Origin of the sequence: Dolichospermum sp. UHCC 0406, assembly GCF_009712025.1 — a bacterium.
Classification (GTDB): Bacteria; Cyanobacteriota; Cyanobacteriia; order Cyanobacteriales; family Nostocaceae; genus Dolichospermum; species Dolichospermum lemmermannii.
This window is the reverse complement of record NZ_VILA01000019.1, coordinates 80014-95872: the sequence shown is the minus strand read 5'-3', so window position 1 is coordinate 95872 and position 15859 is coordinate 80014. Positions and strand designations below refer to the sequence as shown.

The window sequence follows — 15859 nt, the reverse complement described above, 5'->3', positions numbered from 1 at the left end:
CAACTTTAGAAATATCAAATTTCTAAATTGCATAGTTTATTCCCAACTAAAAACTGGTGTGAACCATTCACTTCGTTCTTGATCATCTCCGACTACATTTTTCCCAACTTCACACCAACAGTGACTTGCTAAAGGAAACAGGTCAATACCTACTGTCAACTTTGCAGGAATTCCAGCAAAACAAAGTAACCACCAGCCACACAAAGCCCGTTCTTTACATTCAATATTTAGCAAATGGTAAGTGGTTACATTGCAAATAGCTTGGTCAACAGCATCTATGAATTTATCCTTTTCTTCGTCACTAATAGTAATTTTAGATGACAATGAATTCTGCCAAATATGTACTGTTTTAATCCAACCAAAAAATCTGACTGAGAAATATGCCAAATTCAAAATAGCCAGTGCTTTTATTTCCAAAGGTACAGAACTATGACCTATTGATTTTAGTAATTTTTCTAAAACTACTGACAGATTAGTCTTGCCATTTATATGCTCATTTCGTGATTTTTCTAAATGATAAATAATCTTTTTATCTGTTAATTCCTTGAGAAAAAATTTCACATCTTCTTCAGCTTGAGAAAGTTCTATAGAATATTTCTGGGCAAGTTTATCTACCACTTTTTCAGAACCGAATTTGAGAGTTTCTGAAATAATTAAGGCTGCTGTGTCCGAGATTACATGATATTCTCCATCGAAATCAAGTATTCTGGCTGTACCGTCTTTAACTTGCAAGAGGATCACATTTTCTCCCAGAACGTAGTCTATTTGATTATTATTAGCTAGACTAGGGGGACAGAATTTTTCAAAAGTAATCATGTTGGTCTAAGATGTAGAATTTTGAAACCCTATTTATTACTTAAATTATTTTTATTGACTTAATCAATTTTATTCTTGTAATAAATAGCTTTATCTTTGATAAAAAACAGGAATTAATGAATTGTCATGTAACAAGATTCATTTTTATTTGAATCTATGTAGGGTTTGCTGAAAAGGTTGTCCGTGAGGGCAGGGAACAGCGAACAGGGAACAGTTTTAGCCATCTGGATATCCGATAACATACCAGCCTCCTGTCCCATCTTTAAGCTGTCCAGTAGAATCCTGACGAATTAGTTGAACAGTTTTTCCTACAGTAACTATCCTTGGAGATTGGTATGAAGAAGGTTTAATTTCCGATGTGTTATTCAAAGATGACATATAATTAACTCCTTTTGCTATCAGAATTGTTTTTATTACCCACTTTGTGATAAAAAACAGAGATTAATAAATTAATGCACAACAAAATACAAAATTCATGTTTATTTGAATCGCATCTATGTACATGAAAAAAATATTAATCCCTGATTATTAAGTAAAAATTTACAGAAAAACTTCTTACTTAATGGTTATATTTACAGCATTTTGCGTAACGGTTAGGTACGATAATTAAGGGAATAAGTTGAAAAACCAGGATGAAACCTGTTCCAATTTGTCGCGCAAAGTGCTGTATATTTTTAGTTATTAAGAACGCTCAACATACCAACCTCCTGTCCCATCTTTAAGCTGTCCACTGCTATCCTGACGAATTAGTTTGACAGCTTTTCCTAAAGTAACTATCCTTGGAGATTGGTATGAAGAAGGTTTAATCTCTGGCGTATTATTCAAAGATGACATACAATTAGCTCCTTTTGCTATCAGAATTGTTTTTATTTCCAATTCTTTTTGGTTGTTATATAGGACTCCTATCTGATTTTTGATAGCTTGCGTGGCGTAGCCATACTATAGGTATCGTGGGTAATGCCCACCCTACAATACTTGTGATTTTTCAGAAATCATTTAGGATTGCTATACTATTCATTATTAGTGGGAAATTAAATATTTTTTTCTATCTGTGGCATTAGTTTTTTGTCTTAATAAAAAAAGATATATATATCAGAGGAAAGATGCAATTTTAAAATTTTGTGTTTACGTTTTCAATATCATCAAAATTGATAATTATTGCTATTTCCTAACTTCCAATTCATTTACAATCCTATAATAAAACTAGCAGTCTTGAGAGTGCGTCAAATATCGAAAATATTTTGATAATCAGCAATTTATCGAGTTTGACGCACCTTATTAATATGACGTTAAAACCCTAACCTTTCACAGGTGTACCGCAAGGATAAGTAGCTGCTTTTTCCTGACTACTCTCACTTACAGGTTGATCTTTAGCTGCTAGATAATCTTTTTGTAAAGTATCTAATAAAGCCTCACGTCCATCATACAGCCGCTTCAGGGGGCGTGGTGGACATTGATTGAGAGTGTATGCTGTTACCAAAGGCAAAGCAATTGTACTATCGGTATAACAAACAATAGCGCTAGGTAACTCATCGGGGTCAATTTTACCCCAACTCACAGCTTCAGCAGGAGTCGCCCCAGACAAACCACCGGTATCAGGACGGGCATCAGTAAACTGAATAAAGAAATCATGTCCCCGTTCTTCCAATCCTAAAACCTCGTGAAGTTGCGGTTGTGTTTGTAATAAAAAGTTTTTAGGACTACCACCACCAATAATTACCGCCGCACTTGTACCGTCGTTTTCTCGCGCCCCATAGACAATCGCTGCGGTTTCGTTGACATCAATAGAAGGATCTATTACCAGCTTTGAACCTTCTAAAGCCAAAGCAGCCACATTCATCCCGATGGAACTATCTCCAGGAGAAGAAGTATAAATAGGTACGCCACATTCATAGGCTGTCGCCAATAAGCAGGAATTTTTGACACCCAATTGCTTTTCGATTTCCCACACGCACTTACCCAGCAAATGATGAAATTCAGCCGTTCCCATGCGTTTTTGGAAAGGTTCAGCTTGGAGAACTTTGCGAATAAAAGCGTCCGTTTCTAGCAGTACATCATAACCAAAAACAATGTCATAAATTCTGATTGTCCCCTCTTCCCGCAATTTGACATCATCTAAAAAAGGACTACCGGCAAATAGTTCAAACCCTAAACCATAGTGCATATCATGGTAAAGATTCGCACCAGTGCTAATCATCCAGTCAATAAAACCATTACGAATTAGGGGCGCGAGGGCGGAAACGCCAAAACCTGCTGGTGTCATTGCGCCGGAAAGGCTAACGCCCACAGTTACACCCTCTTGAAACACTTCCTTTGTCAGCAGTTGACAGGCTTCCCGCAACCGGGCTGAATTGTAAGCGGTAAAATAGGTATCAATCAAGTCAACCACGCTAACATTGTTAGACATGGGGATAGGTGCAATTTTTTTACCTGGCTTTTGTGACATTTTTGGGAAATCCTGAATAGTAAATATGCCGAATACAATGTTATCGTATTCAAATGTACGGAAGTTGCTAAAATGTTAATGTTATTTAGCGATATAAGTTAGCGGCAATACTCAGTGGAATAATTTGGGAGCCAGCTATAGGTATCACATCGTAACGATTTTATTGACTTTCATACTTATATTTGGTAAATTGGCGAAGATATTGAATACACGAAGGATTAACTACTTATTTAGCTATGTACAGTAAAGAATTTTATCAGCCATCCCGCCCAAACTTGGATACTCTCAATGAGAGCATCCAAAGAGGTGTGCAAGAAAGATTTGGCTACGCAAATGTAATGTATCAGCGTCTTGTTGAAGAGATTGCTGACTTTGAATCTCATTTGAACCCCGATGAAGAAATGGCTGCTTACTTTGCTTCATTTGGTAAAGAGATTTATCTTCAAATTGAAAGCATTAGCTATAGAGATCCTTACTACATAATTTTTTCAGGAACTACTGACCAGGGACAAAAAGCCAGAATTGTACAACACATATCACAAACCAGCATCTTATTTGTACCTGGCAAGGTTAAGTCCGATGAAAATCGAAAACCAAGACGTTTCGGTTTCTCAATTTCGGCAGAGAAGGAATAGCTAAACACTAAATATGAAGTAAAGAGGTAATTTATGGCTGCTAATTTTTCTTGGACACCTGAAGGTAAAAATTTTCTAAATCAGGCAGAATCACTGAATAATAGTCAAAAAGTACCGATATTTGCATTATTTAACTCGGAATTCATGCAAAAACATACAAACTTTTTAAGTTTTGAATCCATGTTAGAAACAAGCAATTTTAAAATTGACAGTGCCGAAGATTTTATGGATATTTCAGAGTTTGAATGGGAACATTTTATTAAAAAAAGTACATCTTTCTCTAGTTGGGAAGAAATGAAGAAAATAGCTGCTGTAGAATGGACAAAAAATCACCTTGGACTTTCTTGATATTTTCAAGTAACAAATAGTTAGCCTGATCAAATATAGCCGTTTTTATTTATTTAGACCACATCCTAAATTAATCTATTTCTTTTTTTGCGTCTTTGCACCTTTGCATATTTGCGAGAAACCTCATTGTCGACAAGTTAGAGATCGCACTTTCAAAAATAAGAAATGCGATCGCTCTTTTCAGTTTACAATAAAGTCATCCCAGAGGATTAATTCAGAAACCGATGCCAACCCTCACAGATATTTCCACTTTGATTGTTAGCACACCAGGCACTTGTGGTGGTCGTCCACGAATTGCTAACACTCGCATTACTGTTCAGTATATTGTCAATGAGATTAAATCTGGGATAACTCCAGAAGAAATTATTGAAGATAAGCCTTTTTTGACCATTGCAGGTATTTATACTGCGTTGGCTTATTATTATGCTAATAAGGAATCACTAGATATTCAATTCGCTCGATATCAAGAAGAATGTCAACGACTTGAAGCAGAATATAAAACAAATTATTAAGATCGCAGCTAACAGAATTTATGTGATTTCTGGTCTATTATAACTAATGAATTTGTCGAAGTAGAAAAATTATACTTCATTCTCTCAATCTTAACAGTTATTTATCAATAGGGTTTATGAAAAGCGACACACCAGAAGAATTACATCCAGATTCAGCAGATCAAGAGATTTCCCGGTTAATTGATGAGGTAATATCAACATCCCAAACTGATGAAAAATACCGTCAAAAAATGCAGCGACGGAAAGAAGTCCAAGATCAACGCATAGCTAAAGCCATACCGGAAAAAGGCTTAATTATCGTCAATACTGGTCATGGTAAGGGTAAAACTACTGCGGCTTTGGGAATGGTTTTGCGATCGCTCGGACATGGACATAAAGTAGCCATAGTTCAATTCATTAAAGGCGCATGGGAACCAGCAGAAAAACGCGCTTTTAGTCATTGGGAAAACCAATTGGAATTTCATGCAATGGGTGAAGGCTTTACATGGGAAACCCAAGATCGGGATCGGGATTTGGATAAAGCTGCTGCGGCTTGGGAAAAATCCCTAGAATTTATCAACAACCCAGATTTTAAATTAGTCCTCTTAGATGAAATTAATATTGCTCTGAAACTGGGTTATTTACAGGTTGAAGAAGTATTAGTAGGTTTAGCTGAAAAACCACCGGAAAAGCACGTAATTCTCACGGGAAGAGGCGCACCACCGGCATTAATTGAAAGGGCTGATTTAGTCACCGAAATGACATTAATTAAACATCCTTTTAAGGATCAAGGTGTGAAAGCTCAAGCGGGAATTGAGTATTAAAAAAGAGGTATAGGTTACTTATACATACCGTTAGCTTCCTGTTTACACATATTCAATATTTCTCTATCATTAGCACTCAAAGAGCTTATTTGATCATAGTCTTGCAAACTTATTGAGTGAGCATAACTTGTTGATTGATCATCACTAATTTTGGGAATTGTACTTGTTGTAGAAACTTCTATCGCACCAACTTCCCCAGGGGAACTTCTCACTGTCATTGCTAATTCTCCTGACTTAGCCAAAGTTCCTTGAAAACAACTAAATTCAGATTGAGGAACATACAAAGCACCAATAATTTTACTTTGCTGTTTTTGAAAGAGGATGTAACCTTGTCCTAATTGATTTGGTGTAGATGATTGTCCATAAAGATAAGTTCCATCTTGTTTTGGAAATTGGACTTGTCCTTTTTTTCCTAATTCTCTCGTATTTGTAGATAATGCTGTGATATTTTCTGTCAATTTATCAGTAGAGATTTGACGAGAAATATTAACTGGTGATTTTTGAATGCTTTCCTCTTTTATTTCTTGGAGTCGTGATAAAAGAGAAGAATCGGAGTTAATCTGACTTTGATTAATAGGGACTACATAATTAGTAGCTAAGGCTGTTGATGACAGGAGTTTGTAATGTTGTTGACTAGAATAACTAATACCTAAAACACCAGCCGAAACAATCAGTCCAACGATGGGAAATTTAAATTGGCTAGAAGTCATTAATTTGGAAATGTGGTTAAGCACTGGATTTCTCCTGTAATGAAGTTAACTATTGTTGTTTCCTGGATTCCTGCAATAATAACTAAATACTAATTACCTAAGATTCCCTCAAAAGTTTTATCTATATATTTAATTTAAAATTAAACAAAAACTCCCTATTTATATAATTTTGGGGAATAATCTGAGATTATAATTATTTAGTAACTTTATACTTTACTTCAAAAAATCATCCAGTTGGGGGATGTAAAATTGAGATTGGCGATTTTTATACTTTGTCATTGTCATTGTGTACTTTTGGGAAATATCTAGGGCTTGCTGAATAAACCGAAAACCTAGATAGATTAATAGTTTCCCGGTTAAAAAAGTGAATTAGGTGCAAGGAATAAGGATTGAAACCATTAAAAACCTATCACTTTCTGAAATTTGAGACTATTCTTCTCTCCTTCTAATTCTTCCTCCTGACTCCTGACTCCTGACTCCTGACTCCTGACTCCTGACTCCTAGCCCTCACGAAAAGACTTTTTCAGCAAGCCCTATCTAATCTATTGAATTTTGGTGTTGACCCATAGATACATACAACTTCTAATTCACAGATTTCGCAAAATAAATTAAAATAAAAAAATTGCCCCCTGTTTTAAAATCAGGAGGCTCATCACCAAGAGGGATGTTTTGAATTACACTGTTGCGTGTTCACATTCCTAGCTGGCAATGTATTCTTTAACATTAGCGCGGCGACGACGTAAATGTGCAAGAGCTTGATGCTCTAATTGACGAACTCGTTCCCGACTGAGGTTCAAACGTTCACCAACTTTCGCTAAAGAGAGTTCATTTCCATCTTCTAAACCAAAGCGTAAGGCTACAACTTGGCGCTGTTGGGGTGTGAGTTCTGCAAGCAGGTTATTCAAGTCGTGACGCAAAAACTCCTGAGTCGTGTAATACTCTGGTGATGGCCCGTCATCTTCCAACATTTCTTGCAATTCGGTATCTTGATTTTCACCGACGCGCACATCTAAAGAAACTGGTTGACGCGCCATATTCAGATATTCACGAATTTGAGCGGGTTCTAACTCTAGTTCTTTGGCGATTTCTGTAGGTGTGGGTGATCTTCCTAATGTTTGCGCTAATTCCCGTTGAACTTTTTTAATTTTGTTCAGTTTTTCGGTAATATGGATTGGTAGACGGATTGTCCGACCTTGTTGGGCGATCGCTCTGGTAATTGCCTGACGAATCCACCAATAAGCATAGGTTGAGAATTTGTAACCCCGCATGGGATCAAATTTCTCCACACCCCGTTCTAATCCCAAAGTTCCTTCCTGGATTAAATCCAGAAATTCCATATTCCGCTTTTGATATTTTTTCGCAATAGCTACAACCAAGCGCAAATTCGCTTCAATCATTTTTTGCTTGGCTCGCTTACCTTGTACCATCAGATGATTTAGTTCTGTTTCTGATTGATTAACACGGGCAGCCCATTCTGATAAACTAGGTTCATGGTCAATTTCTTTGCGTAAAGCTTCTTTAGCTTCTAGCAGTGCCATCATTTGCTGTACTTGTTTACCGTAGATGATTTCCTGTTCACGGCTTAACAAAGGTACACGGCCAATTTCTCGCAGATAAGTTCTTACCATATCAGCGGTAAATTTGGCATTGACATTCTCTGTATGATTTTTAACTGTAGCCATTGGTGCTTTTATCCTCTACTCTTTAAGCATAATCAATATTTTTTTTCAACAAAGGCAATTCGTAAGCTGACAATATACATCAATGAACATGGAAAGCTACCATCAAAAATTACACTAATTAAGCCTTTATTAAGATGTTGCTAGTCTAAAAATGTGTCTCGTTACCCTCTCTTAATTTTGGAGTTTTAGCAGAAATACATTGGGTTGGTTGCTAGAATTCTTTTTTTAAGTTATCTAGTAGTCGGTTTAAAACCCGGAGTCAGTATGAGTTTACTTTGATTTTATGTTACGACAAACAGAGTCAATAGTAAAGTTCCCAGATGATAAATATTTCAGTAATCAAGGCAAAAAGTTGATCACTATTTTTCTTTAACTTCCAAAAACTGTGTTTATATACTCATGGTGACGCGAAAACTCCCTCTAAAGTTGCTTTCAACTAGCCGGATAACCGAACTTGAGTTACTTGGAAATGGAGGAATGTTACGAAGTTGTTAGTTGTTAGTTGTTAGTTGTTAGTTGTTAGTTATTGATTTAAAACTAGAAACCTAAGTCTGCTTTTGCTAGTTCAGCAGCGGTAAATACTTCCTCGTCTGTTTTTTCTTCCCAAGCGATCGCGCCAATTTCGGCGTAGAATGTGGAATCATAGGGACGAGTCCGCACAACCACTGGCATAGGAACAGCATGACCTAAAATTAAGGCCTGTTGTTTAGAGTCTAACTTAGCTAAGACTGAGCGTAAACCACCCGCACCAGATACACCCGTAAAAATAGCATCAATATCTTTTTCATCATTGAGCAAAGCGGTGATCCGAGTCCCGATCTGGGACATGACTTCATTATCTATGCCTGATGGACGTTGATCAACTACCAAAAGCGTGACAAAATATTTTCGCAGTTCTCTAGCAATAGTTCCAAAAATCGTACTTTGGACAACTCCTGGGTCAAGAAAGCGGTGCGCTTCCTCTATTGTAATCATTAATGGTGTCGGCCGATCTAAAGGATTTTTACTTTGGAGAAATTTATCAGCTTTTTTGACATAATGCTCATGTATCCGTCTGGTGATCATATTTGTCACCAACATATATGAAAGCATATTTGACTGGGAACCAAATTCAATAACTACGTTTTTTCCAGCTTCTAGACATTGGACGATGTTTTTAATATAATTTTGCGGACAAGCACTACGCATATACTTTAAACTATCTAAGCGAAAAAGTTTCCGCTGTAATGCCATAATTGAGCCTTTGTGTCCGCGTTTTTCGTCACAAAACATCTCAATATCTTCGTTACTCATATTTAGTAACTTAATAATCCAAGATTTACCCAACTCTGTAAAGAGGATATTGGCATTATCTAAAGCCGCTTCAGAAAGTCCTAAATCACGATTACATAATTTAATATCTTCAACTTCAACCTGTTCATAGCTGAGATATAGTTCTTGTGCGTCCCGAACACCTCGACGCTTTGTTGAATCTGGATCAAGTGTGTAAACCTCAACTTGTCCGGGAAATAACTGTTTTAAGCCTTTAACAGTGTTGACGTTTTTTCCTTCTGCGACTGCTTCCCAACCATATTCTGAGTGCATATCAAAAATCAAGTTGACAGCAGCATTCTTACGAATTACACCAGCTAAAATCAAGCGCGTCAGGAAAGATTTTCCAGTTCCCGATTTCCCAAAAATCCCGTTACTCCGTTCCACAAAGCGGTTTAAATCAATGCAAACCGGCACATCCATATCTAAGGGTTTACCGATAGAAAAGTTTTTGCGTTGAGGATCATCTTCCCAGCCAAAAACTTTCCGAAAATCCTCTTCCTTGGCTTCGTAAACTTGGCTAAAGTGACTAGGAATAGTTTTAACAGGTAATAATTCCATCGTCGTACTGGTTTGGGGTTGAAAGGATGCTAAACCCGTAGACGATGGTATGAAAGAATTAGGGGATTTACCATTACTAGAAAAGCCAGATGCTGGAGATTCAGGGGTAAACATCAGCATGGGTGCTAGGTTGATCATCCCATAAGTACCGCTACCGGCTAATACTTCGCGCAAGAAACTATCATCCCAATTGGGAGGACTAGCTGTAATGCGGTCATTTGCCATACCCAAGGATACATCTGTTAGCATACAGAAAAAGCGCGATCGCATTCCCTGTACCACGAGAAATTTACCTACCCGCATATCTTCTACAGAGATATCTGGGTGTAATCTGACTTCTAAACCTCCAGTCAGAGAACCTTCAATAACTGAACCTAATGGTAATCCCAAATTCATTTTTGTTCGTTGTTCGTTGTCAGTTGTTCGTTGTCAGTTGTCAGTTGTTCGTTGTCAGTTGTTAGGGAACAGGGAGGACAGAGAAAGAAATTCTTACCCATTACCCATTACCCATTACCCATTCTTTAGTCAATTTGAATACTTGTTGGTGAATTTCCTCCGGGTGGTGTGATTCCTGGTAATGGTTTTCTAAATTGTGAATAGATGCGATCGCGCCAAGCGAAAAATGCTTCATAATCAGGATTATTGGCTATGCTGGACAATCCTTTCCCTCTCAGAGATACTGGTAAATCCAAATAAGCACCATCGGGAAACTTCAAAAGCATTGATAAACTAGCAACTGTTAAATCAGCTAAAGTTGGTTCATCACCTGTTAAATAAGGACTACCTACCAACAATTGGGTAATAATATCCAAATCTTGTTTTAAGCTAGTAACAGCCGCATTTATCACATCTGGGGTCAAACCGACACCAAAACCCAGCGCTGACAGAAAATCACCAGGAACACCTTCGATAACACTTCTGAGAATATCTGGAGTGGAAACTGGTAACAACGACTTACGAAAACTCTGATCTTGACTAATAGCTGCAAATAGAGCCTTTCTACCTTTAACACCGATTGACTCATCAGCCCAATCTTCCAATAATAAAGTCAAAGCGCGTTTTTTGGGATCTATCGGTATCAGCAGACGATCTGGGTATTCTGAATCTAAATATTTAGCGATTTCTGTAGAATCAGCAATATATCTATTGCCATCTTTTAACACTGGAACTTGTTTTTGTCCAGTCAAGCGAAATAATTCTAGCTGGCCAATTCCTGGTGCAACTTCGATTTTGCGATACTCCAGTCCTTTATAATCTAGGAGTAAACGAACTTTTTCGGAAAATTGAGATAGTTCCCACTGATATAGTTCTAGCATATTGTATATTCTGCAACTTGTTTAGTTGTTAATTTTATAATTGTATCCTTAATTCTTAGCATTTTTCCTGTGAATTTATCATTTTCTGGGTTGAGTTGTTGCCCATCAAGTTGAAAATTACTCGAATTTGTGTGATAATTAGACTCGGATTGTTATGCCTGTCAATTGATTGAGCATTTTTCCAGACACTTGAGATCTTCAAAATAGTTCACAGCATAAAATTGTTGAAATTGTTGAAATTGTTGGATATTATAATATTCCTACTTCTGACTACCGACTTCTAAATTCTTTGATAACTTTACCTAAATTTTTACAAAAAATCTTGTTCCTCAGTCAAGAACCTTTTTAGTTGGCAGAATGTGATAAATCTTGATATAACTTATATGCAATCAATACAAACAAAATTTATGAACGCTAATTACAGCAAATTATTGACCAAAATTACTGCAATCATGGGATTAATGAGTATCGGTCTTTTAACTACTATCCCATCTCCAGCGAAAGAAGTCCGCAATCCCAATTCCAGACCAAGTATTTTCAACGAACCGCTCTACAATCGTGGTAAAAAGCCCAGTGAAACTGCACCAGTTACCACACCCACACAGCCAGAAACAGAAGTTCCCACTGTTAAACCCACCCCAACAGCACCTCTAACCGAAACAAAAGAAACCAGAAACCTAGTAGTGTTAGCTAATGCTAATGGATCTTTTACAACCCTGATCAAAGCTTTAGCAGCAGCAGGACTGACAGATACTTTACAGGGAGATGGTCCTTTTACCATTTTTGCTCCCACAGATGCAGCATTTAAGAAACTTCCAGCAGAAGCGTTACGGGATTTATTGAAGCCAGAAAATAAGGAAGTATTGGTGAAGGTTTTAACTTATCATGTAGTCTCTGGAAAGGTACTCTCTGGAGATTTGAAATCTGGAGAAATAAAAAGCTTACAAGGAGATCCTATTACTGTTAAAGTTGATAGTGATGGTGTACAAATCAATGATGCAAAGGTAATCAAGCCAGATATTGAAGGTAGCAACGGAGTTATTCATCAAATTGATAATTTGATTCTACCTCCTAGTTTATAGATTTTTAGTATTTGATTGATCAAAATCCGTAAGTTAAAATCCCCAAATTCTCGAAAAAAATCGGGGATTTTACTATGGGAAAAGACTCAGTTTAAACTGGACTTTTTTGAAGAAATAGCCATCAAACTAACGAGCTTTAGCAGTAGTCTTAGCTTCAGTTTGCTTCGCTTCTTGAACTAACTGCATCATCAACTGTTCCAGCTTTTGTGCTGTCTGTTCTTCTTGGTGTAAGTTTTGCTCTAACAACTGGACAACTTGGTTTTGTCCCATTTGTTCCGCTACCTTAATTAAACCACGATAACAAGCTATTTCCAATTGTTCAATCTTACTATGCCATTCTGCCAATCCTAAGTCAATAATTTTGGGATTATCGGCAGCTAAAAGGGCAAATTTTTGACCTTCACTAATTAAACCAACCGCAAGATCACAGGTAATTCGTTGTGGTTGCTCTCCTAAAATAGATAAAACCTGTTTCAGGTTTTCGATATGCTGTTCAGTTTCTGGAAGATGTGGCTCAATCACAGCTTTCAATTTACTATTTTGACAACATTGCCACATCATTTGCTGGGCTTCTAAGAAGCGATTTTCAGCATCGTACATGATGTTCATTTCATAGATAAACTGCTGTTGTAAGCTGGTGATTTTTTTCGTCCCTGGACGCTCGCTAACTAAAACCATGATGATTCTCCTAATGGTATTTCGCTGCCTTTAACAGTCGTTCCATTAACCCTACGTCTAGTCCGACCAATTCTCTTCTTACTAAAGACACAGTAAGGGTGTGAAGTTTAATTGTGATTGCAGTGACAATATCAGACAAAAGTCTGAACTATGATTTATGTGATTAATTTGATTTAGATGATTAATGGGTTTTTTATCCCCAAAATCATGCAAATCATCCAAATCATCCAAATCACAGTTTAGACTGCTGAAAGCTGCTGTATCCACTACTTAAGTGCTATTGAGGAAATTTCATTTTAAAGCTTCCTTCAACAAATCCCGATGTAAAAAAGCTCCATTTATTAAAGATTGAATTTTATGAGGTGACAAAGATTCACCATGATAATAATAATTAATCCAACTTTTACTAATTAAATGTATATCATCTGGTAAATCCTTTAAATCCCAACCAGGTATTTCTAAATCTTCCATTAATCGGTTAACTTTGGGATCATAACTCAATGCAAAACAACGTGAACCTTCACTTGCTGCCATAATTAAACTATGGAGACGCATTCCTATGGACATTTCCACACCGCGAAATACACCTTTTAAAATTTGTGGATCTTCGGAACAAATAACTCTACTCACATCTGGTAATTGAGTATGAATTTTTTCCGCAATTCCTAGATCTTCACTTTTTTGAAATGGCAATAATAAAATAAAAGCTTGGGTTTCTTTCTGCAAATTAACTAAAGCTTGAGTTAAATTTGCTAACCTGTTTTCTGTCAATTGAGGATGATTTCTTAACGTAACTGCAATTCTGGGTTTTGGTAAATCTACTAATTCTGGGACTGGCTTTGAATCTAACGCCCAAACCGGGTCAGGGGCAAGGATATGGGGTATACTCCAATCTGATAATAACCGAGAACTGGAGCGATCGCGCACACTCACTTGAGTACAACCTGTAAAATTTCCCTTTGCTAACCAACGAGTTTGGAAATGCAACAAAGGACCTATACCCTGTCCCCAAGCCACAGTTTTCAAACCCATAACTTGAGCTAAAGCCATTAATCCGCCATAATAAAAAGGGCTAATGCTGCTGGTAGCATCTTGAATTAAACTACCACCACCCCAAACAAAAGCATCACAAGAACGCAAAGCCTTGATAACCTGTAAAACCGCCATGCGGTTGTAACATTCCACACCATAACGCCGATGAGTTTCTTCAGGATTTCCAGAAAGCACCACAGGAGTAACATCAAGTGGTAGCATTTGCAGAAGTGTGGCTAACAAAGCTTCATCACCACCATTACCCTTACCGTAATACCCAGACAATAAAACCCGCATTTTCCCCATTTTAAATTTTAGATTTTAGATTAATTATGCACGCCCTTTCGATTCCCACCTGGATAATTCATATTTCTAGCGTCATTGAGTGGATAGCCGCAATTTGGCTAATTTGGATATACGGTGAACTTACAGAAAATCGGAGTTGGTGGGGATTATCCTTTGCCATGTTACCAGCTTTAATTAGCGCAATGTGTGCTTGTACTTGGCATTATTTCGACAATTCCGAATCATTAGAATGGTTAGTCACCCTACAAGCTACCATGACATTAGTTGGTAACTTTACTCTCTGGGCAGCAGCTTATCTAATTTGGCGTTCTACCAAGTCTACAAGCCCCATTGAGACACAATCTATCAAATCAGAACAATGATATCAAAAGAAACCCTCTTTGCCCTTTCTCTCTTTCCCTATCTGGGTTTCTTGTGGTTTATTAGCCGCAGTCCACAAATGCCACGTTTAGCCCTATATGGATTTTACGGCACATTGGTATTTGTCGCCATCACCATCCCCGCTGCCATTTACGCCAAAATGCAGTACGGAGAACAACTAGCCAATGTAGACTGGTTACATGGCAGTGCCGAAGTTTTTTTAACCCTTGCTAACATCTTACTAGTCTTAGGTTTTCGCCAAGCAGTACAGGAATTAGGGAACAGGGAACAGGGAACAGGAAACAGGGAATAGAAAGAATTACCAATTACCAATTACCAATTACCAATTACCAATTACCAATTACCAATTACCAATTACCAATTACCAATTACCAATTACCAATTACCAATTATGGAAGTAATCCCCGCAATTGATTTACTAGAAGGTCGCTGTGTGCGACTATATAAAGGAGACTACGAGCGATCGCAAGTATTCAGCGAAAACCCCGTTGAAGTAGCGAAAATGTGGGCAGACCAAGGCGCGACAAGACTACATTTAGTTGATTTAGACGGCGCAAAAGCTGGGAAAATCGTCAACTTAGCAGCTATTGAAGCCATTAGAAATAATCTTGATATACCCATTGAAGTTGGGGGCGGATTGCGCGATCGCTCCAGTGTTGTACAATTATTTAATCTGGGAGTAAATTGGGCAATTCTGGGAACTGTCGCCGTTGAACAACCCCAGCTAGTCCAAGAACTCTGTCAAGAATTTCCCGAAAAGATTATTATTGGCATAGATGCCCGTAACGGCTTAGTTGCAACTCGTGGTTGGTTAGAAACATCAACAGTATTAGCCACTCAACTAGCAGTACAAATGCAAGAACTAGGTGCAGCAGCCATCATTTACACTGATATCAACCGTGACGGCACACTAGAAGGCCCAAATTTAGACGCATTACGAGAACTCGCAGCGGCAATTTCCATACCCGTAATTGCTTCAGGTGGTGTAAGTTCTGTCACCGATTTATTAAGTTTATTAGCTTTAGAACCCCAAGGGGTAACAGGTGTGATAGTTGGTAAAGCCTTGTATACGGGTGATATTATCCTCAAAGAAGGATTACAAGCTATTGGTCCGGGAAGACTGCAAGATATACCACCAGATTTCGGTATTTCTAGCATTGCTTAAAATGAATTAGCACTATAAAGAAACCTGTAGGGGCGCAGGGTCTGCGTCCTTGATTGTATTGATTATTGCTAGTAT

General features: G+C 37.6%; 18 protein-coding genes. 8 read left to right on the top strand and 10 right to left on the bottom strand.

Translation table 11 applies throughout. From position 1 onward, the window contains the following. Positions 1-36 precede the first annotated feature (36 nt). The 4 genes from FJR09_RS17835 to speY form a co-directional block, all read right to left on the bottom strand. Positions 37-816 carry a lasso peptide biosynthesis B2 protein gene (locus tag FJR09_RS17835; protein WP_168653664.1) on the bottom strand — a complete coding sequence of 260 codons (780 nt, stop codon included), beginning with the start codon at positions 814-816 and terminating at the stop codon, positions 37-39. 216 nt (positions 817-1032) lie between these two features. Then, positions 1033-1194: a hypothetical protein gene (locus tag FJR09_RS17830; protein WP_168653665.1), complete on the bottom strand. Its 162-nt coding sequence runs from the start codon at positions 1192-1194 to the stop codon at positions 1033-1035. 303 nt (positions 1195-1497) lie between these two features. Then, complete coding sequence (locus tag FJR09_RS17825) at positions 1498-1650, bottom strand: hypothetical protein (RefSeq protein ID WP_168653666.1); 153 nt, start codon at positions 1648-1650, stop codon at positions 1498-1500. Between the two features lie 463 nt (positions 1651-2113). Continuing rightward, positions 2114-3262: a deoxyhypusine synthase gene (gene speY, locus FJR09_RS17820; RefSeq protein ID WP_168653667.1), complete on the bottom strand. Its 1149-nt coding sequence runs from the start codon at positions 3260-3262 to the stop codon at positions 2114-2116. A 236-nt stretch (positions 3263-3498) separates the two neighbouring features. Here speY and FJR09_RS17815 point away from each other — a divergent pair, with 236 nt between their 5' ends. The 4 genes from FJR09_RS17815 to cobO all read left to right on the top strand — a co-directional run bounded on the left by FJR09_RS17815 (position 3499) and on the right by cobO (position 5560). Beyond that, positions 3499-3897: a DUF6173 family protein gene (locus FJR09_RS17815; protein WP_168653668.1), complete on the top strand. Its 399-nt coding sequence runs from the start codon at positions 3499-3501 to the stop codon at positions 3895-3897. Between the two features lie 33 nt (positions 3898-3930). Then, the gene (locus FJR09_RS17810; protein WP_168653669.1) at positions 3931-4245 is read left to right on the top strand and encodes a hypothetical protein; all 315 of its coding nucleotides are present in this window, start codon (positions 3931-3933) and stop codon (positions 4243-4245) included. Between the two features lie 224 nt (positions 4246-4469). Then, on the top strand, positions 4470-4757 hold the full coding sequence (locus FJR09_RS17805; protein ID WP_015083340.1) for a DUF433 domain-containing protein: 288 nt from the start codon (positions 4470-4472) through the stop codon (positions 4755-4757). 116 nt (positions 4758-4873) lie between these two features. Next, positions 4874-5560 (top strand): cob(I)yrinic acid a,c-diamide adenosyltransferase, encoded by a 687-nt coding sequence (cobO, locus tag FJR09_RS17800; protein ID WP_168653670.1) that lies wholly within the window; start codon positions 4874-4876, stop codon positions 5558-5560. Between the two features lie 14 nt (positions 5561-5574). Here cobO and FJR09_RS17795 read toward each other — a convergent pair whose 3' ends face one another. The 4 genes from FJR09_RS17795 to FJR09_RS17780 all read right to left on the bottom strand — a co-directional run bounded on the left by FJR09_RS17795 (position 5575) and on the right by FJR09_RS17780 (position 11140). Further along, positions 5575-6270 carry a hypothetical protein gene (locus tag FJR09_RS17795; protein WP_174783336.1) on the bottom strand — a complete coding sequence of 232 codons (696 nt, stop codon included), beginning with the start codon at positions 6268-6270 and terminating at the stop codon, positions 5575-5577. A 698-nt stretch (positions 6271-6968) separates the two neighbouring features. Next, positions 6969-7952, bottom strand: a complete 984-nt coding sequence (locus FJR09_RS17790) for an RNA polymerase sigma factor, RpoD/SigA family (protein WP_015083343.1) — start codon at positions 7950-7952, stop codon at positions 6969-6971. 537 nt (positions 7953-8489) lie between these two features. Then, positions 8490-10220, bottom strand: a complete 1731-nt coding sequence (locus FJR09_RS17785) for an ATP-binding protein (protein WP_015083344.1) — start codon at positions 10218-10220, stop codon at positions 8490-8492. A 125-nt stretch (positions 10221-10345) separates the two neighbouring features. Continuing rightward, positions 10346-11140, bottom strand: coding sequence for a glutathione S-transferase family protein (locus FJR09_RS17780; protein WP_168653672.1), 795 nt, complete (start codon positions 11138-11140; stop codon positions 10346-10348). A gap of 407 nt (positions 11141-11547) precedes the next feature. Between FJR09_RS17780 and FJR09_RS17775 the strand changes: the two genes are divergently transcribed. After that, on the top strand, positions 11548-12222 hold the full coding sequence (locus FJR09_RS17775) for a fasciclin domain-containing protein (RefSeq protein WP_168650910.1): 675 nt from the start codon (positions 11548-11550) through the stop codon (positions 12220-12222). A 126-nt stretch (positions 12223-12348) separates the two neighbouring features. On the opposite strand, the gene FJR09_RS17770 is transcribed toward FJR09_RS17775, so the two are convergent. After that, the gene (locus FJR09_RS17770; RefSeq protein ID WP_015083347.1) at positions 12349-12900 is read right to left on the bottom strand and encodes a ferritin-like domain-containing protein; all 552 of its coding nucleotides are present in this window, start codon (positions 12898-12900) and stop codon (positions 12349-12351) included. A gap of 291 nt (positions 12901-13191) precedes the next feature. Next, entirely contained in the window at positions 13192-14238 is a 1047-nt protein-coding gene (gene csaB, locus FJR09_RS17765; RefSeq protein WP_168650912.1) for a polysaccharide pyruvyl transferase CsaB, read from the bottom strand. 26 nt (positions 14239-14264) lie between these two features. On the opposite strand from csaB, the gene FJR09_RS17760 reads away from it, so the two are divergent. The 3 genes from FJR09_RS17760 to hisA all read left to right on the top strand — a co-directional run bounded on the left by FJR09_RS17760 (position 14265) and on the right by hisA (position 15784). Further along, positions 14265-14600, top strand: a complete 336-nt coding sequence (locus FJR09_RS17760) for a DUF2499 domain-containing protein (protein WP_015083349.1) — start codon at positions 14265-14267, stop codon at positions 14598-14600. Continuing rightward, a complete protein-coding gene (locus tag FJR09_RS17755; protein WP_168653673.1) occupies positions 14597-14911 on the top strand; it encodes a DUF3593 domain-containing protein in 315 nt (104 codons plus the stop codon). Before FJR09_RS17760 ends, FJR09_RS17755 begins: the two co-directional genes overlap by 4 nt. Positions 14912-15010: 99 nt before the next feature. Continuing rightward, the gene (gene hisA, locus FJR09_RS17750; RefSeq protein ID WP_168653614.1) at positions 15011-15784 is read left to right on the top strand and encodes a 1-(5-phosphoribosyl)-5-[(5-phosphoribosylamino)methylideneamino]imidazole-4-carboxamide isomerase; all 774 of its coding nucleotides are present in this window, start codon (positions 15011-15013) and stop codon (positions 15782-15784) included. Positions 15785-15859 lie beyond the last annotated feature (75 nt).